Origin of the sequence: Singulisphaera sp. GP187, assembly GCF_900129635.1 — a bacterium.
Classification (GTDB): Bacteria; Planctomycetota; Planctomycetia; order Isosphaerales; family Isosphaeraceae; genus Singulisphaera.
Window position 1 is genome coordinate 227,927 of the sequence record NZ_FSRB01000003.1, and the last position, 21,869, is coordinate 249,795.

Below are 21,869 nucleotides of genomic sequence, written 5' to 3' on the forward strand. Positions count from 1 at the left end.
CAACCAGGTGCCTCCTTCACTTCTCCGCCACCGGCGGCTTGTAGGGCTTGAGGAATGCAGGATCGATCGCCTCGTGCCCTTGGCCGACCCACCATTGGTTCCACGCCTGCTTATCTGCCTTAAAATCGTTTTTCGCCATTCTCACCAACGCGGCACGTGCCCAAAAACGCGTGTTCTGATTGCCATGGTCGATCAAACTGACTAGCAATGGCACCACGCTCGGCGATTCCTGCCGGGATAGCGCGGCAATGGCCATCCACTTGGGGCGACAGTCATAGTCTTGCCCCTCAACGTGGTACGCGGCGACCTTCTTCAACCCGGGAACAAGCCGCGAGTCTTTCAGAGCGCTGGCCTCGGCCAAGGCCGAGCACAAGTGGCGGCCGTACTCGGGCTCATCGAAAAGCTTGACGAGATAGGAAACTCGCGCTTCGCGATCGGCGGGTTTCAGATCCGCGTAAGCGTTCTCATTAAGCCATAAGCCATTGCGACCGAATGAGCGTGCGGTATGCAAAACAAACTCCTGCACCTCCGGCTCGGCCTTGCCGTATGAGGATGACACTTCCGCAGCGGCAGCATCCATGTCCAATGGTCGCGGAGCGGCGAACGCCACAGTGTTCGCGATCAAGGCGAGGAACAGACCGATGGACAATGACCTTGAGTTCATGCGATCCTCCCGAAAATCATGAGATGTTGGCCGGACGGTAAAGCTCACATGCCTAACCTGCCCAGGTGTCAATGCCTCCCCCGAAAGCCTATCAGGCTCCTGGCCAGGTGCAACACCTGTCTCAACCAAGCCGCTCACGCGGCAAAATGGCCGATCCGCCTCACTCTCACCAGCCGAGCGTCCCCGGTCATGGGGAGTTGGTCCGCCGGGCACTGGCGAATCGCACGAGAGTCACGCAGGTTCTCCGAGGAAGTGTTGGCAACTCGCCGACCACTTCCACGCCGCTCCTGACCGGCTCCGCGAGAGCCCGTCCGTGATGACTTCCTCCTCATCGAGAACGATCTCAAGTTCGCCGTAGCCATCGCCGACAACCCGACCAATTCATCGAAGCGGGCCGTCGCGTTTCGCGCTTCGCTCCGACACCCCGCAGTTGATTCGTCCGACACTCGCAAAGTCACCAACCACTGAGCAGACCGCTTTGGTGCGTCAGCGCCGCGTGCGGAGGCCGACCGCATGTGGCCCGGCATGCTCCGGTTGCCGCGTTGGGTACGGAGTCGCTGACCCTCCGGCCCGGCGGGCATCAGGGTTTTCTGTGAGGCGAGGAAAATGCTGGCTCCGGACAAATAAGTTCAAGTGTCTCGAGCAGTCGGGGACGTTATTTCCTTCGCTGAAGACCTTTAGCAGTGCGCCAGATTCGCAAGTACAGGTCGGGCGAACGTACCGGAAATTTATTTTTGACCGCGCGTCGATCAGGCCCAATGTCGTTCGACCAATTGGTGGCGTGCGATTGGGGGTTGCGAGCAACCCCAGCCTGAACTCTTTCCTGAAGGAGAACCCAAATGACCCGACGACTGCTTATTTGCCCCGCGCTGTTCTTTGCTCTTCAGCTTGCGGCCTACGGCGACGAGAAGACCGGCCAACGGCCGCCGGTGACCGCCAATTCCGATCTCGAGAAGATGAAGAAGCTGGCAGGCAGCTGGCTGGCCGCCGATGAAGACGGCAAGCCGACCGATCAAGTCATGTCAATTATCAAGGTGACTGCGGGCGGCAGCGTGGTGCACGAGACGCTCTTCCCCGGCCAACCGCACGAGATGGTCTCGATCTACTCTGTCGACGGGCCCGACCTCGTCATGACCCATTATTGCGTGCTGGGTAACCAACCGCGCATGAAGGCCGATCGAAAGTCGGCGGCCAACCAGATCCGATTCCAGTTTGCCGGCGGTTCCAACCTGGACCCGACGAAGGACAAGCACATGCACGAGGCAACGCTCACGATGGTCGACAAAGACCACATTGAAGTGAACGGGGTCGGCTGGGACAGCGGCGCCCCCGCGAAGGAGATGTGCTGCGGACTGAAACTCGTGCGCAAACAATAGCAGCAGCGTCCGGACAACAAGACCAAACGGCGCATGAACGCGTTGGGTTCTGCCGAGGCTGTCGCGCCCACCGATTTGGCCGGCGTGCAGCCTCGTGCCACTGGAATGTTGAACCGACAAAAGCGGGAGTCATTACCTAACGTCCCCCGAACGCCCACGCGCCGTCGCCATCCCGGCTGGTTCCCGCTTGCGACCCGAGTAACGTAACCGACAACGCAAACTCGCGTGAATCGGGCCGATACCCTGCGGACGATCCTACCGACGCACTCAGTATCTGTGCCGTCGATGCGAAAACCAGCCGGCGGGAACCAAATGGACGGATGGGGGGGGTAAAGCGGGTCAGTCCGGCACGCGGTTTAAGCACTTCAATTGCCCCCCCAGAGCGGGGTCTCGGCATCGCATCGTTTTCTGTGAGAAGGATGTCTCCCGAGCCCTCGAACCTGCCCGTCTATTGCTTTAAATATTTGCTCGTCAACGATTGTTTCGCTCCCAGCAACTCTTTCGGCGTTCCCTCAAAAATAATTTGACCGCCTTTGTTGCCGCCTTCCGGCCCCATGTCGATGATCCAGTCAGCACTGCTGATGACGTCGAGGTTGTGTTCGATGACGAGGACAGTATTGCCGCCCTCGACGAGGCGATTCATGATATCGACGAGGTGGGTAATGTCGGACATGTGCAGCCCCGTAGTGGGTTCGTCTAGAACATAGATGCTGCCTTGTTTGTGGAGTTCACTGGCAAGTTTGATGCGTTGACATTCTCCGCCGGAAAGGGTGCTCAACGGTTGCCCGAGGGTGAGGTAATCCAGCCCCACATCGCTGAGTGCCTGGAGTTTGGTGGCCACACCGCGGATTTTGAAAAATTCCAACGCGTCGCTGACGGTCAGTTCCAAAATGTCGGCGATGGACTTGCCCTGGTATTTGTATTGGAGAACCTCTTCTTTGAAGCGTTTGCCCTGACAGATTTCGCAGGGCAAGGCAACGCCTTCCAGGAAGGCGAGGTCAGTGTACGTGACACCCAACCCCTGGCAATTGTCGCACGCGCCTTTCGAGTTGAAACTGAATCGACCCGCATCGACTTTGTTGGCGGCGGCAAAGGCTTTGCGCACTTCGTCCATGATGCCCGTATAGGTAGCGGGGTTGGAACGGCTCGAGACGCCGATGGGGGATTGGTCAATGACGGAGGCTTCGGGATGTTGCTGGAGAAAGGCTTCGTTGATGAGTGAACTTTTGCCCGAACCAGCCACACCGGTGACGACGGTTAGGACGCCCGTGGGAATCTCCACGCTGATGTTTTTCAGGTTGTTGAGATTTGCTTTGCGAACCGAGAGTTTGCCTCTGGGTTTGCGAAACTCGGACTTGATGGCGACGTTGCGGTTGAGGAATTGGGCGGTGAGGGTTTTGGCTTCGGTCAGTCCTTGATAGGTCCCTTCGTAGACAATCGTGCCGCCTTGCGTCCCTGCGCGAGGTCCCATGTCCACGATGTTGTCGGCGACGGTCATGACGGCGGGGTCGTGTTCGACGACGATGACGGTGTTGCCTTTGTCGCGGAGCGATTGCAGAAGGTCGTTCATGCGATGCACGTCGCGCGGGTGGAGACCGACGCTGGGTTCATCGAAAATGTAAATCGCATCCACCAAGCCGCTCGTCAGATGTTTGACGATTTTAACGCGTTGGGATTCGCCCCCCGAAAGGGTGTCGGTTTCGCGGCTTAACGAGAGGTATTCGAGACCGATATTGACCAATTGTTGCAAGCGTTCGGTGAGGGCTTGGATCAGGGGCGCGGCTTCGGGAATGTTGACGGTTTGAAGAACGCGAATCAACTCGTCCACTTGCATGTCCGAGAGTTGAGCAAGATTGTAACCCTTGACCTTGCAGTTGAGCGCGGCTTGGCTGAGGCGTGCGCCATTGCACAGTGGACACGTCATCATGGTCAGATAGGGTTCGACATTTTTCCGCGTGCGTGCCGATAGGGTTTTAATGTCTCGCTGGATATACGATTTGTTGATTTTCCCCATAATGCCCTGATACGAGGCATTCATGGTGGTTTCGCCGATCGGGAGCTTGAATTTCAAGTCCTTGCCGTGGAGCAGCAAGTCCATTTCCTGTTGGGTAAAATTCGACAACTTTTTGTCATTATCGAAAAAGCCCGAACTCGAATAGGCTGAGTTTTCCCATTTCGAGAAAAAGGGAACCTGCACGGCGCCATCGTTCAACGATTTTTCCATATCCAAAAATGTGTCTGATTTGATACTGAGTTTGCGCCCGATGCCGTGACATTCGGGACACATGCCCGCGGGATCGTTAAAGGAAAAGGAATTGGAATAGCCAACGTAGGGCTTGCCGATGCGGGAAAAGAGGACTCGAAGAATCGGGGCAATATCGATGACGGTACCGACGGTGGAATGGGAACCGCCCCCGAGTCGTTTTTGGTCAATGATGACCGCCATGCTGAGGTTTTCGATGGCGTCCGCATCGGGCTGGGGATACCGAGGGAGAAAGTTGCGGACGAACATGGAAAAGTTTTCGTACAGACGGCGCTGGGCTTCGGAGGCGATGGTGTCAAACACCAAAGAGGATTTGCCCGAACCGGAAACGCCTGTGAATACGGTGATTTTGCGTTTGGGGAGTTGAAGAGAAACGTCTTTGAGGTTGTTTTCACGCGCGCCACGAATTTCGATATATTCTTGAGGCATCGTACGGGATTCTCCTCGTCACCGAATCTGTTTTGTTGTTTGGAACGCAACGACAAGCGGGCTTTCCGTCGACAGGACCTTGGGCCGGCGTTACTCAAGTGGCGGGATCGCCTCCATCGGGCCGGCAGACGGCGAGGCGGCGACCCAAGAATTCTCGATCGGCGCGGGCCGTGGTAAAGCGTAAGGCTTCCCGCCAGGCGCGCTCGGCGGCGGCGTGTCGGCCGAGTCGGAAATGGAGTTCGCCGATCACGGTGTGCCAACCGGGATAACGGGCGGGAACGCGTTCCGGAAGAACGGCGGCCAACCGCTCGAGGCCGGCTTGCGGGCCGTGCAGATAGGCTTCGGCGACCGCGCGGTTGAGGGAGTGCAGCGGCGACGGCGCGATGCGATCGAGCGTGTCGTACAATTCGGCGATCCGTCGCCAATCGGTGTCGGCAAAGCTCGGCGCACGGCAGTGCTCCCACGCGATGCCGGCTTCCACGTGATAGCGCGTCAGCTCGTCGCCGGTGGCTGACCTGGCGAGCCACGCCATGCCTTCACGCACGTCACTCCAGTTCCAGGCGGAACGATCCTGTTCCTCGAGCAGAACGATGGCGCCATTGGGAGCGACGCGCGCGTCAAAGCGGGCTCCGTGAAAGCACATCAACGCGAGCAAGGCATGGACCGCCGGGACGTCGCCGACGGGATGGGCGGCGAGCATCCGCGCCAGCCGTCGCGCCTCGTCGCACAGGTCACGGCGGATCGGCATGTCGCCATGGGTGACGTGGCAGCCCTGACTGAAAAGGAGATAGACGACCGCGAGAACCGCGTCCCGCCGACCGCAAAGCTGAGCCGCTGCCGGCGTATCAAAATCCACGTCCAGCTCGCACAGCCGATCCCGCGCCCGCTCGATCCGCTTCTGGACGTTGGCGTCGGTGGTGAGCAACGCGCGGGCGATCTCCGCGGTGCTGAAACCGCAGAGCGTCCGCAGCGCGATGGCGACGCGGGATTCGGCCGGCACCGCTTCGTGGCAGCAGACGAAGAGCAGGCGAAGCGGTTCGTCGCCGATCTCGTCGGCGAAATGCGCTTCGAGCGGCGACGATTCCCGCTCGTCGTCTTCGGCCAGGCGCGGCAATGCCTGGGCGTGGATTCGCTCCCGCCGCAGCGCGTCGATCGCCAGGTTGCGGGCGGTGCGGTAGAGCCAGCCGGCCGGGTCTTCAGGCACGCCGCGCCGAGACCAGGTTTCCAGGGCCTGCACGAGCGCGGCTTGAACGACGTCCTCGACGAGGTCGAGCCGGCGCACGCCGAGCGACCGGGTCAGCACGGCGCTGAGCCGGCCGAACTCGTGGCGAAAAAAGTGCTCCACCAGCGTGCGCGGTTCGCTCACGCGTAGCCGGCCATTTCGCGGATCTCGATCGTGTGCCCGGGCGGACACGCACGGGCGATCGCCAGCGCGGCGTCGTAGTCGTCGGCCTGGATGATCGTGAAGCTGACGATGATTTCCTTGGCTTCGACATAGGGACCGTCGGTCACAAGGCCAGCCTTCACGATTCGGCCGGTGTGCTTCAATCCGTCGCCTCCGGGCACAATCGACGAGCTGAACTTTTGCATCCATGCGCCCCAGGCCGCCCCCAAAGCCTGCATTTCCTCAGGAGACGGCTGGACGCGACTCTCCGTGGATTCGCGATAGATGAACAGAAACTTCGCCATGACAGACTCCAGACCGTTTCGCATCCGCGGGCGGAGGTCCGTCCCCCGCCTTACGTGAATACAACGAACAAGCCACAACCCTTCGGACACTCGCGCGAAAAAAAATCCATCGACGCGCCCGATACGATCCGCGCAGCTCGCTGAGCCAGTGCTACCGCTGCTGAGGGCCCACGTGGTGTTCTGGATGCTCATCGAGGAGACGGTCATCGGGAACCTGTTGACAAGTGCGTCCACCCCGACTTCGCGAGCGACCGCCGCCAGGGTCACGGTCGCCGTCGGCGACCCGGCGAACACGAACATGCCGAAGTCGACCCGCCGACAGCCGCTGGCAACCCGAGAGAGGCCGGCCGGTTCGAGTCGGTCTCCGATCACCACCTCGGCACCGGCGGCCCACAGGGCAGCCGCCCGCTCGTCCTCGCGACCATGGCGGGAGCCGGACGCCCGCGATCGAGGAGCAGTTCGGTCACGGTTCGCCCAACCGCACCAAGTTGACCGACTGCCCCGGTTACGAGGATCATTCGGTTATCGACCAGGCGACGTTCTTCGCTTTCGCCGAACTTGGGCTGATCCAACACGATCGCATCGATAACGACAAGACTGAAACCAGGCACGACAGGACTGGAACCCACCCGACAACGACCGAATTCGCTGATGTCTCAACAACATGGGGCGAATTCGGGCGAGCGAACTCGCCCAGCCAATCTTGCGCAGCAGAACGACCTCCCACCATCCGAACGGGGTGCCGGGATTTACCGGATGCCAGGATTTGAACCAGACGGTCAGTTCCTCGGCCTCTGCCTTTGTCACCCGGACCGTCAGCTCGCGCCCATCGGTTCGACACCACCAAGCTGAAGGGGCTCCGAGCATCATGATTCGTTCATTTCAAAATTGCACGACCACGCCAGTGCCGATGGATTTTTCGAATCGGAAGTTCCCCGACCATTCGGGTTGAACGTTATTGTTCAACCCCACCGAAAAGTTGAGCGTCCACTTGAAGTGCGGCTTATTGATGAGGTTCGCGACAACACCCGCATTCAAGAAGCCCTCATCCGGGTTCAATAAGCTGAAGTCGAAGGTGTCGAGGATCCAGTCGGGCAGCTTTCCCTGCAATTTGGTCTTGAACAGCAGCTCGTTCACGAAATGGCTGAGCACGGATGGCGAGATCTGGACGTCGTCCCCTAATCCGCCGAGCGTGACCGTCAACTTGTCGACGTGGGCATTGCATCGAACCTGGCTGAGCGTACTGAACTGGGCCACGGCCAAATGCAAAGCAGAAATATCGATCGCCACGTCACGGCCTAACCGGGTGTCGAACCGCATCGTCGTCATCGTGTCCAACGGCCGGTCGTTGATCCGCGGTCGAAAAACCTCGCGAAACCCAACGCCATCGGTCGCCAGGAAGGAAAGGGTGAGGGGCCAATGTTGTTTCCAACCGCTGCTTGACCCCTCGACAAAGCCGGCACGATCGCCCACCTTTGCGTTCCGAATGGCGACGAGCAACTTCTCGCGATCTTCGACAATGAAGTCGATGCCGTTCAAAACGTCGCGATGGGCAATGACTGGAAGAAATCGCTGTTTGGAAAGCTTCTCGATCTTGTCCCAGGAATAAACGATGTGATCGCCAAGCACGATCTTGGGCGTAAAGGTTTGCAGGCGGGTGTTGATCGCATCAAACACCTTTTGATTGGCCAGGAGGTGGTTGATGTGCTTCTCGCAAGCGACAAACGGCGAACCTGTCGACCGCTCGAACGTCGCCCCCGGCCGATCGGTTTTGGAAGGGGAGGGACTCTTGAGCTTTTCCAACTCCACGGTATTGATGACCTGCTCACCAGTGCCGCCATCCAACGCATGAGCAGCATCGAACGGCTTGCCCTCACTCAAGGAGACCGGATCCCTCATTCCCAATTTATTTGGCGGCGCCATCTTGAAAGTCCCCCTGGTTGAAGTGGGATTTCTCAGATGAGTATCGACCTCGCCGTAAGCGACATCGCATGATCCTCTTCAACACTTATTGTCCTCAGGCCAAATGCCCGTGTCCAGGGGATTGGTTGGTAAGTCTGGGGCATCCGGCGGCCCCGCCGGCCTCTCCTGTTTTGGGGCTTGTGGTAAACGAGGAGGGCCGTGACTGGCGGGAGTGCGGGTGCGACCACAGACCGATTCCGGCTTGACTCGGCCCCAAAGTTAAACAATGATTTAGCGATGTCCCGGCCGCCGCCCGACTCAGGGCCGCATCCGCGCGGGGACGAGCCCGAAGGGTGTCTTGATGCGTATCTTAGGCGCGACGCTTCTGATCCTTGTGACGACTCACGCCGGTCTGGCCGCCCGGGCCGACCAGCCGCTGACATTCGAGCGGGACGTGCGGCCGATCCTCAAGGCGTACTGCCTCGACTGCCACGGCGGTGGCGAGCAGCTCAAGGGCAAGCTCGACCTTCGGCTCAAGCGGTTCGCAGTGCGGGGCGGGGCGACCGGGCCGGCGCTGGTGCCAGGGCGGCCGGACGAGAGCGAGCTCCTGGCCCGCGTGCGGGACGGCGAAATGCCGCCGGGCGATGCGAAGGTGCCCGCCGACCGCGTCGCCGTGCTCGAGAAGTGGATCGCCGCGGGAGCGCCGACGGCGCGGGAGGAGCCGGAGAGCTTGCCTCAGGGGATCGACATCACGCCGGAGGATCGGGCGTTCTGGGCATTTCAGCCAATTCGACGCCTGGATCCGCCGCAGGCCGGGCCGGACGACCGGGTGCGGACGCCAATCGATGCGTTCGTCCTGGCCAGGCTCCGCGACCGCGGGCTCGGGTTCGCCCCCGACGCCGATCGACGCACCCTCATCCGCCGCGTCCACGCCGACTTGACGGGCCTGCCTCCGACGCCGGAGGAGGTCGACGCGTTCGTCGCCGACCCGGCGCCCGACGCCTACGAGCGGCTTGTTGACCGACTCCTTGCCAGCCCCCATTACGGTGAGCGGTGGGCGCGGCACTGGCTCGACGCGGCGGGTTACGCCGACTCCGAAGGGGACGGCACGCAAGACACGCCGCGACAGTTCGCCTACAAATACCGCGACTACGTCATCCGGGCCCTGAACGCCGACACGCCGTTCGATCGGTTCCTTATCGAACAAGTCGCAGGCGACGAGCTCGTCCCGAAGCCCTGGGCGAACCTGTCGCCCGAGCAGACGCAGCTCCTGGCAGCGACCGGCTTCCTCCGCACCGCCCCCGACGGAACTGCCACCGGCGGCGCGGATGCCCTGGTGTCGAATCAGGTCGTCACGGACACGATCAAGATCGTCGGTTCGGCGGTCTTGGGCCTGACCGTCGCCTGTGCCCAGTGCCACGACCATCGCTACGACCCAATCCCCCAGTCGGACTACTATCGCTTCCGCGCCGTGTTCGAGCCGGCCCTCGACCCGCAGCATTGGCGCCAGCCCGGTCAGCGGCTCATCTCGCTCTACTCCGACGCCAACCGTGCCCGCGCCACAGCGGTCGAGGCCGAGGCCCAGGCGATCCAGAAAGAGCTCGACGCCAAGACCGCCCGGTTCCTCGCGGCCGCGACAGTAACGGAGCTGTCGAAGTTCCCCGAGGACGTGCGGGGCAAGCTCCGTGCGGCTCTCGACGCCCCCGCCGATAAGCGGACCGACGAGCAAAAGTCTCTCCTCGCCACCAACCCGAGTGTCAACATCAGCGCGGGGGTGCTTTACCAGTACGACCCCAAGGCCGCCGACGAGCTCAAGAAGGACGCCGAGCGGATTGCGGCAAAGCGGTCGGAGAAGCCGCCGGAAGACTTCGTCAGCGTGCTCGACGAGGTGCCCGGCGTTGCGCCCGAGACGCATCTCTTCCATCGCGGCGACTACCGCCAGCCGAAGTCGCCGGTCGGGCCGGGCGACCTCACCATCGCGGCCCCGGACGGCCAGCGTTACGAGATTCCCCCCGATGACCCGACGTTGCCGACCACCGGCCGCCGCCTGGCCTACGCCCGCCACCTGGTGAACGGCCGGCATCCGCTCGTGGGGCGGGTGCTCGTGAACCGGCTCTGGCTTCATCATTTCGGACGCGGCCTGGTCGAGACGCCCGGCGACTTTGGCGCACTGGGCACCCGGCCGACGCACCCCGAGTTGCTCGACTGGCTGGCCGACGACGTCGCCCGCGGCGGCTGGGGCCTGAAGCGGATGCACCGGCTCATCTTGACGTCCACCGCCTACCGCCAGTCCTCGCGGCGCGCCCCGGCGCAAGACGCGGTGGACATCGAGAACGCCCTGTACGGCCGCTACGCCGTCCGCCGGCTCGACGCCGAGGCGTTTCGCGACAACGTGCTCGCCGTCTCAGGCCGCCTCGACCGGACTCCGTTCGGCCCGTCGGTGCCGGTGGCGGAGGATTCCGTCGGCCAGGTGCTCCCCGACAAGGACTCGCCGCGCCGTAGCGTTTACCTCCAGGCACGCCGCACGAAGCCGGTGTCACTGCTCTCCGCGTTCGATGCGCCGGTGATGGCCATCAACTGCGACCGCCGTGTGCTCAGCACGTCAGCGCCGCAGGCCCTGGTGCTGATGAACAGCGAGTTCACGCTGGGGCATGCGAAATCGATGGCCCAGCGGCTCCGGGCCGAGGCGCCCGCCAACTCCGCCACCGACTCGACGGACCCTGCCGCCAATCGTTTGCCTCGGATGATCGCCCATGCCTGGCTCGTCGCCTACCAGCGCCCGGTCAGCCGCGAGGAGCTCGACGCCGCCGTTGCGTTCGTCGCGGTCCCCCGTGGCGGTGATGACCCCGAACTGGCCGCGCTGACGGACCTCTGCCAGCAGCTCCTCTGTTCCAACGAGTTCCTCTATGTCGACTGAGCCGCTCCCCCACAGCAGACGGGACTTCCTGGCGAGCTCCGCCTTCGGCGTCGGTGCATTCGCCCTGGCGCACCTGCTGCGCCAGGACGGACTGCTCGCCGCAGGGCCCCCCAAGCCCGGCGAGAACCTGCCGCTCGACCTCAGGCCCCGGCCACCCCACCACGCCCCCAAGGCAACGGCGATGATCTCGCTGTTCATGCATGGGGGGCCGTCGCACGTCGACCTCTTCGATCCCAAGCCCGAGCTGTCAAAGCACCACGGCAAAGACTACGGCGGCGACGTAGCCTTCAGCTTCGTGAATCGCGCCAGCAAGAAGCTGCTTGGAAGCCCCTGGAAGTTCGCCAAGCACGGACAGTGCGGCACGGACGTTTCGGAACTGCTTCCCGAGACAGCGCGGATGGTGGATGACCTCTGCGTGATCCGGTCGATGCACACCGGGCACAACGGCCACGAAGTCTCGATCCGTTACTTCCATGGCGGGATCGCGGGCATCACCGGGCGTCCGACGCTCGGGAGCTGGGTCGTCTACGCCCTTGGCAGCGAGTCGCAGGAGCTCCCGGCCTACATGGTCCTCTCCGACCCCGCCGGGCACCCCGTCGACGGCACCCACAACTGGTCGAGCGGGTTCATGCCGCCGACCTACCAGGGGACCGTGCTCCGCCCCCAGGAACCGCGGATCCTCAACCTCGACCCGCCGCCCCACCTCCGCGGCGAAGCGCAAGCTCGGAATCTCCAATTCCTCGATGCGCTGAACCGCCGCCACGTGGCCTCGCACCCCGGTGAGACCGACCTGGAGGCCCGAATCCGGACCTACGAGCTCGCCGCGTCAATGCAGACCGCCGCGAAGGAGGCGCTCGACGTCTCCGGCGAGCCCGAGTACATCAAGCGGCTCTACGGCCTGGACCAGGACGCCACCCGCGAGTACGGCACGCGCTGCCTGATCGCGCGGCGGCTGGTCGAGCGCGGGGTTCGCTTCGTCCAGCTCTTCCTGGGCGGCCAGCCCTGGGACAACCACAGCGCCATTAAAACGACACTCCCCGAGATCTGCCGTCGCACCGACCGGCCCGCCGCCGCACTCGTGGCAGACTTGAAACAGCGCGGTCTGCTGGACACGACGCTCGTCCACTGGGGCGGCGAGATCGGCCGGCTCCCGGTCAGCGAGGGGACCCTCGACGACAACGCAGGGCGGGACCACAACGGCCAAGGGTTCTCGATCTGGCTCGCCGGCGGCGGAATCAAGGGCGGCATGATCCACGGCGCCACCGACGAGGTCGGCCACCGCGCCGCCGACGGGATCGTCACCCCAAACGACTTCCAGGCCACGGTCCTCCACCAGCTTGGCCTGGAGCACACGCGGCTGGCCTACCACGCCAACGGCCGTGCCCAGCAACTCATCGACGGCCGCCCCGCCCGAGTGGTGGGTGAGATCCTCGCGTCGCCGCCGGGGGCCGATCAGGTGTCGAAGTGAGCCACACGCAATAAGATCCGCCCTGGCTGATCACTCGCTTCGGGAAGGTCCCCGCCGCCTCGTTCCCGAGCGATGGTGTTCCACCATGCGCGGGGGGTAGTCGTCGAACAGCGAGCCATCGGCGGCCTGCTCGAAGTGTCGGATCCTCGACCACAGTGGTGCCTCTGCTTTGCGTCCCCGTGAATAGGCTTCAGCTCGGCGTGAGAGCGTGTTATGAACCACGCCAAGGCGTTAGTTTGAGCCGGCTCGAAACAGGATGCGAGGTCGTGTAGCACGGTGGACGTCTCGCTGTCGCATGACGGTGTGCAGTCATCCCAGAGGTTTCAATCCTCGATCTGCATCCCGGCTCCGTGGATTCTACCCTTCTTATCGAGATCGAACGTCAACTTGACGGTCATGTTCTCGAGGACGGCCCGATACTGGACACGTAGGCCCTGATCCTGCTCCTTCCGTTCGAGGAGCTGGAAAGTCTGCAAGGCTCCGAACGAGGCCAACCTCTCTTGATCGGCCTTGATGGCCGGAATGATCTTCGTCTTTGCCTGGTCCGTGAAAATCGCCCCGTCAACCTCGCCTTTGAGCGCCCCCTCGAACATGCCCCGGAGGCGTTCAGTGGTCTGCTTATCGTTATCGGCGATTGGCTCGACCGGCTTGGCCGCGAGCGCCGGCAGGTAAAGGCCGGCGATTCCGCGTGCCAAACCATCGGCCCGGCCGCCGTCGGCATTGGTCAACACAATCACGGTCAGCTTGTCGTCGATAAAGCGCGAGATCTCGGTGGAGAAGCCGGGGATGGCGCCGCCATGCGAGATACGGCGGTGGTCGTTCACCTTCGACACCTCCCAGCCGAAACCATAGTCGGCCTCTTTGCCATCGTTCAACCGGGTTGGAGCCCACATGTGTTCGAGAGTCGACTCATCGAGGATCGTGTGGCCCGCGAGCGCGAACTCCCACTTCACGAGGTCGCCGAGGGTCGATACGAGCATGCCGGCCGCGAAGGGCTGGGTCGGGCTCACGTACTCGGCGTTCCTCAAAGTCTTTCCGTCCCACTGATATCCCTGCGCACGGCTCGTGATTACGACCCGGAGGTCGTTCACGCGGGTGTGCGTCATCCCGAGGGGCTTGAAGACCCGTTCGGCCATGGACTCGCCATAAGGCTTGCCAGTGGTCTGCTCGATGAGCATTCCCAGGAGCACGTAGCCAGTATTGGTATAAAGCCACTTTGCTCCCGGCGTGAAATCCAGCGGCGCCGTCGCGACTCGATCGAGGATTTCGCGCGGCGTGCAGTCCTGCCGCAGCGTCTTGTTGTACCCCTGGACCGAGGTGTAATTCTTGATGCCCGAAGTGTGATTCAGCAGGTGTCGGACCGTCACCGACTCCCATGTCCTCGGGAGGTCGGGCAGTCGCTCCGTGATCTTGTCGTCGAGCCCGAGCGCTCCGTCCTTCACGAGTTGCATGATCGCGGACGCGGTGAAAGTCTTGGTGACCGACGCAATCTGATAGACGGTGTGCTCCGTTACCGGAACGCGATGCTCGACGTTCGCAAGCCCGTAGGACTTGGTTAGGGCGATCATTCCATCGCTCACAACGGCGACCGATACTCCTGGAATGTGATGCCGTTTCATGAATTGTGTGACGTATTCATCGACGTCCGCAGAGATGGAATCACTTCGTCTCGACTCGCTGGCTTGAGCCGCATTGAGGACTTGAGCGAGACACACGCCGATGATGGCGCAGACGTACGTTGCGGGGATCGGGAATCTCATCGGGGAGACCGTCCTCTTCTCGAGTCGGGCGTCTTGACACAAGCCGATCTCAAGCTTATTCGGAGCCTGGTCTGAATTATTCGGTTTTGCACAAGGCCCAATGAACATTAGTTTAGATGCGGACGTAGTTGAGAGTAGGTCGTGAAGCTGGCCGAGGCGAAGCGTGGGTTCGTTCTGCTGCCACGACATCGAGTCGTCGTTCGGCACGGTTCCGCCGGTTGGCGCGGGACTACGAGACACTCGCCGAACTGCACCTCGAATTCACTTTCTGATGCTCTAAAAGGCTGCCCCCGCTGCTTGAGTCAAATTCATCACACGCTCGAGGATTCACCGTTCCAGACGCCGAGGAGCCGCCGGACCGTCACGAGCTGGCCCAGGTGATAGGCGTTGTGGTCGGCCACCAGGAGGGCCTCACGCAGGATCGTCTGACCCTGCCCGTGCGGGATCGGGGCGAGCAGGTCCGTCCCGGGGTCGGCCACCAGATCCATCATTGCGCGCAGATCGGCCCGGAACGCCGTGACGGAGCGGTCCCAGGCGCCGGGGTCCGGCGGTTCGTCCGACGTGGGCCAGTAGCCGTCCGGGAACTCAGGGGACACGTGGGCAGGATCGACACTGAAACGGAGGATATCCCACTGGGCAATCCGCATGTGTTCCACCAATCGCCAGGGGGTATGCGGCAGCCCCGGCGGCCGCGAGCCACGCAGTTCGGTGGGCAGTCCGGCGATCGCCCGCTCGAAATCGAGGTGAGCGTGGCTCCCGCCCAATAGCTCCAGGAGGTGTTCCCTCAGCCCGGCTTGTTCTGCCATCATCGAAATCCCTCCTCCGAGTCGTCTCGGCCCTTCCCCTGGCCCGGGACGTCGCCCGATTATCGCAGCCCGCGACCGCGCCGGGAAGCGGCGGGGCGTCGTGGCACCTTGCTCCTCCGGTCGGCGTATTGCGATGGTTCTCGCCGTTCGTACAATGTCAATCAGACGAAAAATCCTCGTCCGGCCAAGAGAACTGCACGGTGCTCTCAGCGAACTTGATACCTCTCGTTTCGAAGAGGACACGCGAGCGCGGCCGCGACTACTTCGTTTCGCGGAGGGTGACGGTTGTCGAGGGCGATGCGTGGCACGTGGACGCGACCGTCCAAGGAAGCCGGTCGTACGAGGTGAAGCTTTCCCGAGAGCGTGCTACGATCGAGGCTGGGTGTTCATGCCCGTACTGCGAGGAATATTTCGAGCCCTGTAAACACATCTGGGCCACCCTCCTCGCCGCGGAAGCCGAAGGTTATCTTCAGGGAGACGGCAAGCGAACGGTGCGGCATCTGACGTTGGCCGCCCTGGACGACGAGGATAACCTCGAAGACAAGCCATGGTATCCGACTCCTCGACCGTCCCCGACGTTCCGCCCGCGGAGCGACATCGCCAATTCAAAGCCCCGGTCCCGTCAACCTCGGCAGACGACCCCGGCGTGGAAGCAGACCCTCTCTCGCCTGCACTCGACGACGGGGCAGGCACCGGCGATCCTCTCCACGGCCCTACCTCCTGGACACGAGATCGTCTATGTCGTGGACATACCGGCCTGCCTGGCGAGCAATGGGCTCGTGCTTGAGGTGGCGACACGCAATCGCAAGAGGGACGGCGAGTGGAGCAAACCCAAGGGTCGACGCTTCGCCCTGAGTGAGATTGCTCACCTGCCGGAACCCGCCGATCGCCAGGCCATGGCCATCCTGGCCGGCGGGCGCGAGCAAGTGAGCGGTTACTATTCCGGCCGCGGCTACTACGATAGCGCCCCGGCTCGCTTCCTCCTCACGCACGCGCTCAGCGAGGCCCTGCTGCCAATGCTCTGCGCCACGGGCCGGTGCCTGTTGCGGGAATCGGAGCCGGACGACTCGATGCGTCCGCTCCGCTGGGATGACGCCGGCCCTTGGGAGTTTTGGCTGAAGGTGACGCCCGACGATACCGGCAAAACGTACGCGATCGCCGGCGAGCTCCGTCGCGCCGAGGAGCGACTGGCACTGGTGACTCCCCTGCTGTTGCTGAGCGGCGGGCTCGTGTTCTGGGAGGATCGCGTCGCACCACTCCTTGACTTCAACGCCTTCCAATGGATCGCACTGCTGCGACAGCAGGGGGAAGTGCCCGTCCCCGCCAAGCAGAAACAGGAGTTCCTCACGGAATTGCTCCGGCTACCGGACCTGCCCCGGCTCGAACTGCCGGAGGATCTGCGGTACGAAGAGGTCGCGCCGGCACCCCGGCCTTACCTGACAATCAAGCGCCGCGACGACCGGCGGTGGATGTCCAATCGGGATCAGAACTGGCTCATCGGCGACCTCTCGTTTGAGTACGACGGCCATGTCGTGCCCGCGCAGAGCCCGGCCCGGAGCGTCTTCGAGCCCGACGAGCGACGGCTGCTGCTACGCGACCCGGCGGCCGAGCGGTCCTTCGCGGCAAGACTCGAGGAGGTCGGCTTCCACCGCAGGGCTGACTACCGCCAGGGCGAGACCCTGGAGTTGCCCGCACGCAACCTGCCGAAGGCCGCGCGGGCCCTCCTCCAGGAGGGCTGGCGCGTCGAGGCCCAAGGGAAGCTGTACCGCCAGGCGGGCGACTTCCGGATCGAGGTGACGTCCGGAATCGACTGGTTCGAGCTGCACGGCGGGGTGACCTTCGGCGATCAAGAGGTGCCGCTTCCCACCTTGCTCGCGGCCCTGAGGCGCGGCGAGGACCTCGTGCCGCTGGGCGACGGCAGTTTCGGCCTCTTGCCGGAGGAGTGGCTCAAAAAGTACGCGCCCCTGGCCGGAGTGGGCACGCCGGAGGGGGATCACCTGCGGTTCCGGCGGACGCAAGTCGGCCTGCTCGACGTCCTGCTGGCCGAGCAGCCCGAGGCGCGATTCGACAAGCGATTCGAGCGGGCGCGCGAGCGGCTGCGCCAGTTCCAGGGCATTGCGCCCGCGGACCCGCCGGCCGGGTTCCAGGGTCAGCTTCGCGGCTATCAGAGCGACGGCCTTGGCTGGCTCCACTTCCTCCGCGAGTTCGGCTTCGGTGGCTGCCTGGCCGACGACATGGGCCTGGGCAAGACCATCCAGGTGCTCGCCCTGCTGGAGGCACGCCGCGAACGACGGGCCGCTTCCAGGAAACGCCGCCGACCGCCGCCGTCGCTGGTCGTGGTGCCGCGGTCGCTCGTCTTCAACTGGATGCAGGAGGCCGCTCGCTTCACGCCGAAGCTCCGCGTCCTCGACAATACGGGCCTCGGCCGTGGTAAGCCCGGGGAACAATTCGACGGCCACGACGTCATCCTGACCACCTACGGCACGCTTCGGAAAGATATCGTCGACCTCAAGGACTACCCCTTCGATTACGCCATCCTCGACGAGGCCCAGGCGATCAAGAACGCGAGCAGCCAGTCGGCGAAGGCGGCCCGGCTGATCCAGGCGGAGCACCGGCTTGCCCTCAGCGGCACGCCGATCGAGAACCACCTCGGCGAGTTGTGGAGCCTGTTCGAGTTCCTCAACCCGGGGATGCTCGGCAAGGCCGCGGAGATCGGCAAGGCCGACATCGGCCTCCTCAAACCCGGCGAAGAGTCCGTGTCGCTCCTGGCGAAAGCCCTCAGGCCGTTCCTCCTCCGGCGCACCAAGGAGCAGGTTGCGAAAGACCTGCCCGAAAAGTCCGAGCAGACGGTCTACTGCGACCTGGAACCCGCCCAACGCAAGCTGTACAACGAGCTGCGCGAGCACTACCGGAACTCGCTACTCGGGCGCGTCGCGCGCGACGGGATCGGGAAGTCGAAGATCCAGATCCTCGAGGCACTGCTGCGTCTGCGGCAGGCGGCCTGTCATCCCGGTTTGATCGACAAGGCCAATCGGTCGGGCGAATCGAGCGCCAAGCTGGACGTGCTCCTGCCGCAACTGCGCGAGGTCTTCGACGAGGGACACAAGACCCTGGTCTTCTCCCAGTTCACGAGCATGCTGGCGTTCGTCAAGCAGCGGCTGGACAAGGAGGGAATCCCCTATGCCTACCTCGACGGCCGGACGCGGGACCGGCAGGCGCGGGTGCAGCAGTTCCAGGAGGACCCGAACTGCAAGGTGTTCCTGATCAGCTTGAAGGCCGGCGGCCTTGGCTTGAACCTGACGGCCGCAGACTACATCTTCCTACTCGACCCCTGGTGGAATCCCGCGGTGGAGAGCCAGGCGATCGACCGCGCCCACCGGATCGGCCAAGTTCGCCCGGTGTTCGCCTACCGGCTCATTGCACGGGATACGGTCGAGGAAAAGGTACTCCAGCTCCAGGCGCAAAAACGAGCCTTGGCCGACGCCATCATCACCGCGGACAACAGCCTCATCCGAGACCTTGGCCGCGAAGAACTGGAATTGCTCCTCTCCTGAACTCCGCGGCCCACAAATGCCGTGCTCGACCGAACGGCCGTCCCTCATTCGAAATTCAGGAGAAACGAGGGGAGCAAGGAGCCGGGGAGAGGTCTGGAGACGAAAGTCCGAGACTCGATATCGACTTCGACACCATCGAGTTATTCATCAAAATAAAATAAAGCCGCATATTCCTAATCGCTGCAAAAAATCACGTAAACCCAATAAAATCATCCCTATGAAACTCTCTTTAATTGCCCATTTTACCCACATGACCGCAAAATTGACGAATGTCCCATTGATTTCACCAACGCTCATGCCCGCCCCTGGGGGCGGGCATGAGCGTGGCCGTGAACCGCACCGCAGGGCGATTCGACCATTGATCAGACCCCGCCGGCCTGCCTCGTGATCCCTCTCACGGGGTCCCGGTGGTCGGGGCGATCCTGGCATAGGTCGCCCGGCCGTCGAGCTTCCAGCCACCCCATCGGGTCAAGGTCCAATCGGTCAACTCGCCGAACGGCATCGCCGCGCCGGCAGTGGCCTTCGACGGGTCGGCGAGCGAGACGTCTCGCGCCCCGGTGCTGGCGGGGTTGATGGAAATGCCGACGGACCCCTTCTGTTGAACCGGGTCCTCCTGCCCAACGTGGACCTCGACGGTCTCCGCCTTCGCGCCCCATTGAGCGCGGAGCTGGACCAGCCGCGGGTGGACGGCATCGTACCAGCGACGGAGGTCGTCGGTGGTGCCGGAGGCGGCGAGCGATGCCAGGGCGGCCGGGTCGTCGCCGGCGAGCGCCTGTGCCGCCGCCTCCGCGACCCGTTCGAGCCGCTCGGCGGCCCCGAACAGGTAATACAAGCCCAGCACGAGGGTCAGGAGCAACGCCAGGCCGGCTCCGACCTTCTGGAGCGGGAACTGGCCCGCCAACTGTCGGACTTCCTGTTTCAACTCGCGATATCGTTCTTCCATGTCGGGAGGCTTGCCGACCACAAGCTTCCCGCCCTCGCCCAGATGCAGATCGGCGTGGCATTTTCCGCAGGTCAGCCGCTCGTAGGGCTTCACTTCCGCGGTCCCGAGTGGGCTCTTGCAGAGCGGACATCTCCTCCCTGTCATCGTCAACTCCCTTGTCCCGTCAGAGTTCCGAAAGTCATCATATCAATGATTGAAAAAAAGAGGTGATTTCGCGAACGAGAAACGGCGAGGGGCGTTCTCGAGGGGGGAGCCCCCGGTGCGGACGTTGCCACTTTACTCGACATAGGATTTAAAGTACATACGCCGGGTCGGCGGCGTCAACCCCGTAAGGCATGGCTGTCGCCCGACGCCCGCCCCGCCCGGAAGCCAGCCTCCGGCCCCTCAAAAAGCCCAAGCCGTCCGACACACGGGATCGGGTCGATCCGCCTCGGGTTGTCGATCAGCCAGCACCATCCGGGTAAAGGGTCGGTGGCCATGCCCCCACAGAGGCCAAGATTGGGAACCTGGAGAGTCCACCGAGGCCAGCGACCCGGCACCCAGCTTCACTGGATTTCCCTAACCTCGCTGCCGAGGTGCCTGGCGACTCTTGCTCATCAGTCGACAGCTTGGCGCTATGACTCACCATCCCAGGCGCCGAGGAGCCGCCGGACCGTGACGAACTGGCCCAGGTGGTAGGCGTTGTGGTCGGCCACCAGAAGTGTCTCACGCAGGATCGTCTGCCCTTGCCCGTGGGGGATCGGGGCGAACAGGTCCGTGCCGGGGTCGGCCACCAGGTCCATCATCCTGCGCAGATCGGTTCGGAACGCCGCGAAGGGCAATGATGGCCAGGCACTTCATTGGCGAGGTCTGGGAAATCCAGTGAACATGAGTGCCGGGTCGCCGACCCAGATGGATTTCCCAGCCCCCCCGTCTTACCCGCTTTAGGTGCATGGCCGCCGTCCCTCGGGAAGTCCCGGTCTGGCAGTCAGATGGGCGAGAAAGGTAACAAAGGGTACAGTCGCCGCTAATCCTGAATTTGCACGGAGGCGCATACACGGAGCCATCCCGGATGGTGATACAGCAATCGACTGGCAGGCGCGGCTTCATCGGACTGACGGTCATCGTCGGCCTCGCAGTCTGGTTCGCCAGGGGCTCTTCCGATTGCAAACAGGCTGCACAGCCCTTGATCGACGCTCTCGAACGGCATCACAAAGTGCACGGGCGTTATCCGGTTTCGCTTGATGACCTGGTCGGCGAGAACCTGATCCGGGCGATTCCACAGACGACGTGGAACTTTGGCGTCCGGCATCCGTTCGGCTTTGAGTATTTTGTCGACCCCGACCTGGACTTCTTTTGCCTCGGCTATGCTGAGTACGAGCTGCACTTCGATGATGATGGCAGACAAGTCTCATATGTCTCGTTTCGAGGCTGTTGGGATGACGCGCCCGGCCTGCAAGAAACCGATTTGTGGCGGCTCCCTGTCGAGCGGGCGGGTGAGTGCTTCCGAGTGTCGCGGTCATCTGCGGCACTTCGCCTACTTGTCAAGAAAGTGATTGGGTCCGCTCCAAAAGGTTGTTCAATCTTTTGGGAGGATGTCGCGGAGGCGATTGGTTCAGTGTCGCAGTGTGCGATCGAGGGTCAGTCCGGTCTGTGCGTGGAGGCTGGAGACAACGAGGCCACCGCATTCTTTCTTGTCACCAGACGAGCGCACACTTTGCGGGGCAATTCCGATTTACTTATTAAAATATTAGAGCGCAATAAAGGCGACACCATCCTGAGGTGGCGTGAGGTCCTCCACGATCGAAATGAATGGGAATGGCTGTCCGAAGACCAACATCCCTTTCACCATTCGCTGATCTCCTCGCGGAGCCGTTGGTTCCCGCGCTGGAGTTGCTCAGCCATGGCGTTCGGGGCCAGGGGAGCCGGGATCGGCGCGAACTTGCGGACCCAGTGGCGGATGGAACCTTGATCGACGCCGAGCCTCTGGGCTGCTTGTTTGACCGTGTAACCCTGCTCGGTGGCGAGCCTGGCGCTTGGGTCTTGAACTCGTCGTTGTAAGTCGTGCCTGCCATGGGCGATCTCCTTGGGTTGGTGTTATACCAACTCCTCCGAGTGC

14 protein-coding genes are annotated in these 21,869 nt (G+C 62.8%); 4 read left to right on the plus strand and 10 right to left on the minus strand.

What is annotated here, in order from left to right; all coding sequences use genetic code 11:
- Positions 1–16: 16 nt before the first annotated feature.
- Complete coding sequence (locus BUS42_RS36910; protein WP_074316119.1) at positions 17–664, minus strand: HEAT repeat domain-containing protein; 648 nt, start codon at positions 662–664, stop codon at positions 17–19.
- An 839-nt stretch (positions 665–1,503) separates the two neighbouring features.
- Here BUS42_RS36910 and BUS42_RS36915 point away from each other — a divergent pair.
- Positions 1,504–2,040: a hypothetical protein gene (locus BUS42_RS36915; RefSeq protein WP_074316121.1), complete on the plus strand. Its 537-nt coding sequence runs from the start codon at positions 1,504–1,506 to the stop codon at positions 2,038–2,040.
- 448 nt (positions 2,041–2,488) lie between these two features.
- Here the strand turns inward: BUS42_RS36915 and BUS42_RS36920 are convergent, their stop codons facing one another.
- The 4 genes from BUS42_RS36920 to BUS42_RS36940 form a co-directional block, all read right to left on the minus strand.
- A complete protein-coding gene (locus BUS42_RS36920) occupies positions 2,489–4,732 on the minus strand; it encodes an ATP-binding cassette domain-containing protein (protein ID WP_074316123.1) in 2,244 nt (747 codons plus the stop codon).
- 94 nt (positions 4,733–4,826) lie between these two features.
- The gene (locus BUS42_RS36925; RefSeq protein WP_074316126.1) at positions 4,827–6,098 is read right to left on the minus strand and encodes an RNA polymerase sigma factor; all 1,272 of its coding nucleotides are present in this window, start codon (positions 6,096–6,098) and stop codon (positions 4,827–4,829) included.
- Positions 6,095–6,421: a YciI family protein gene (locus BUS42_RS36930; RefSeq protein WP_074317490.1), complete on the minus strand. Its 327-nt coding sequence runs from the start codon at positions 6,419–6,421 to the stop codon at positions 6,095–6,097. Before BUS42_RS36930 ends, BUS42_RS36925 begins: the two co-directional genes overlap by 4 nt.
- 882 nt (positions 6,422–7,303) lie before the next feature.
- Complete coding sequence (locus BUS42_RS36940) at positions 7,304–8,302, minus strand: hypothetical protein (protein ID WP_074316131.1); 999 nt, start codon at positions 8,300–8,302, stop codon at positions 7,304–7,306.
- A gap of 382 nt (positions 8,303–8,684) precedes the next feature.
- Between BUS42_RS36940 and BUS42_RS36945 the strand changes: the two genes are divergently transcribed.
- Both BUS42_RS36945 and BUS42_RS36950 read left to right on the plus strand, forming a co-directional pair.
- Positions 8,685–11,240 (plus strand): PSD1 and planctomycete cytochrome C domain-containing protein, encoded by a 2,556-nt coding sequence (locus tag BUS42_RS36945; protein WP_074316133.1) that lies wholly within the window; start codon positions 8,685–8,687, stop codon positions 11,238–11,240.
- Positions 11,230–12,708: a DUF1501 domain-containing protein gene (locus BUS42_RS36950; RefSeq protein WP_074316137.1), complete on the plus strand. Its 1,479-nt coding sequence runs from the start codon at positions 11,230–11,232 to the stop codon at positions 12,706–12,708. The genes BUS42_RS36945 and BUS42_RS36950 overlap by 11 nt, the downstream gene beginning before the upstream one ends.
- A gap of 323 nt (positions 12,709–13,031) precedes the next feature.
- Here BUS42_RS36950 and BUS42_RS36955 read toward each other — a convergent pair whose 3' ends face one another.
- Entirely contained in the window at positions 13,032–14,468 is a 1,437-nt protein-coding gene (locus tag BUS42_RS36955) for a serine hydrolase domain-containing protein (RefSeq protein ID WP_254054064.1), read from the minus strand.
- Positions 14,469–14,779: 311 nt separating this feature from the next.
- Positions 14,780–15,277: a DinB family protein gene (locus BUS42_RS36960; protein ID WP_083671206.1), complete on the minus strand. Its 498-nt coding sequence runs from the start codon at positions 15,275–15,277 to the stop codon at positions 14,780–14,782.
- 305 nt (positions 15,278–15,582) lie between these two features.
- Here BUS42_RS36960 and BUS42_RS36965 point away from each other — a divergent pair, with 305 nt between their 5' ends.
- Positions 15,583–18,828, plus strand: coding sequence for a DEAD/DEAH box helicase (locus BUS42_RS36965; RefSeq protein ID WP_143206656.1), 3,246 nt, complete (start codon positions 15,583–15,585; stop codon positions 18,826–18,828).
- Between the two features lie 394 nt (positions 18,829–19,222).
- On the opposite strand, the gene BUS42_RS36970 is transcribed toward BUS42_RS36965, so the two are convergent.
- The 3 genes from BUS42_RS36970 to BUS42_RS46815 all read right to left on the minus strand — a co-directional run bounded on the left by BUS42_RS36970 (position 19,223) and on the right by BUS42_RS46815 (position 21,832).
- Positions 19,223–19,915 carry a hypothetical protein gene (locus BUS42_RS36970; RefSeq protein ID WP_074316141.1) on the minus strand — a complete coding sequence of 231 codons (693 nt, stop codon included), beginning with the start codon at positions 19,913–19,915 and terminating at the stop codon, positions 19,223–19,225.
- A gap of 470 nt (positions 19,916–20,385) precedes the next feature.
- The gene (locus tag BUS42_RS36975) at positions 20,386–20,556 is read right to left on the minus strand and encodes a hypothetical protein (RefSeq protein ID WP_216821121.1); all 171 of its coding nucleotides are present in this window, start codon (positions 20,554–20,556) and stop codon (positions 20,386–20,388) included.
- 1,039 nt (positions 20,557–21,595) lie between these two features.
- A complete protein-coding gene (locus BUS42_RS46815) occupies positions 21,596–21,832 on the minus strand; it encodes a transposase (RefSeq protein WP_083671374.1) in 237 nt (78 codons plus the stop codon).
- Positions 21,833–21,869 lie beyond the last annotated feature (37 nt).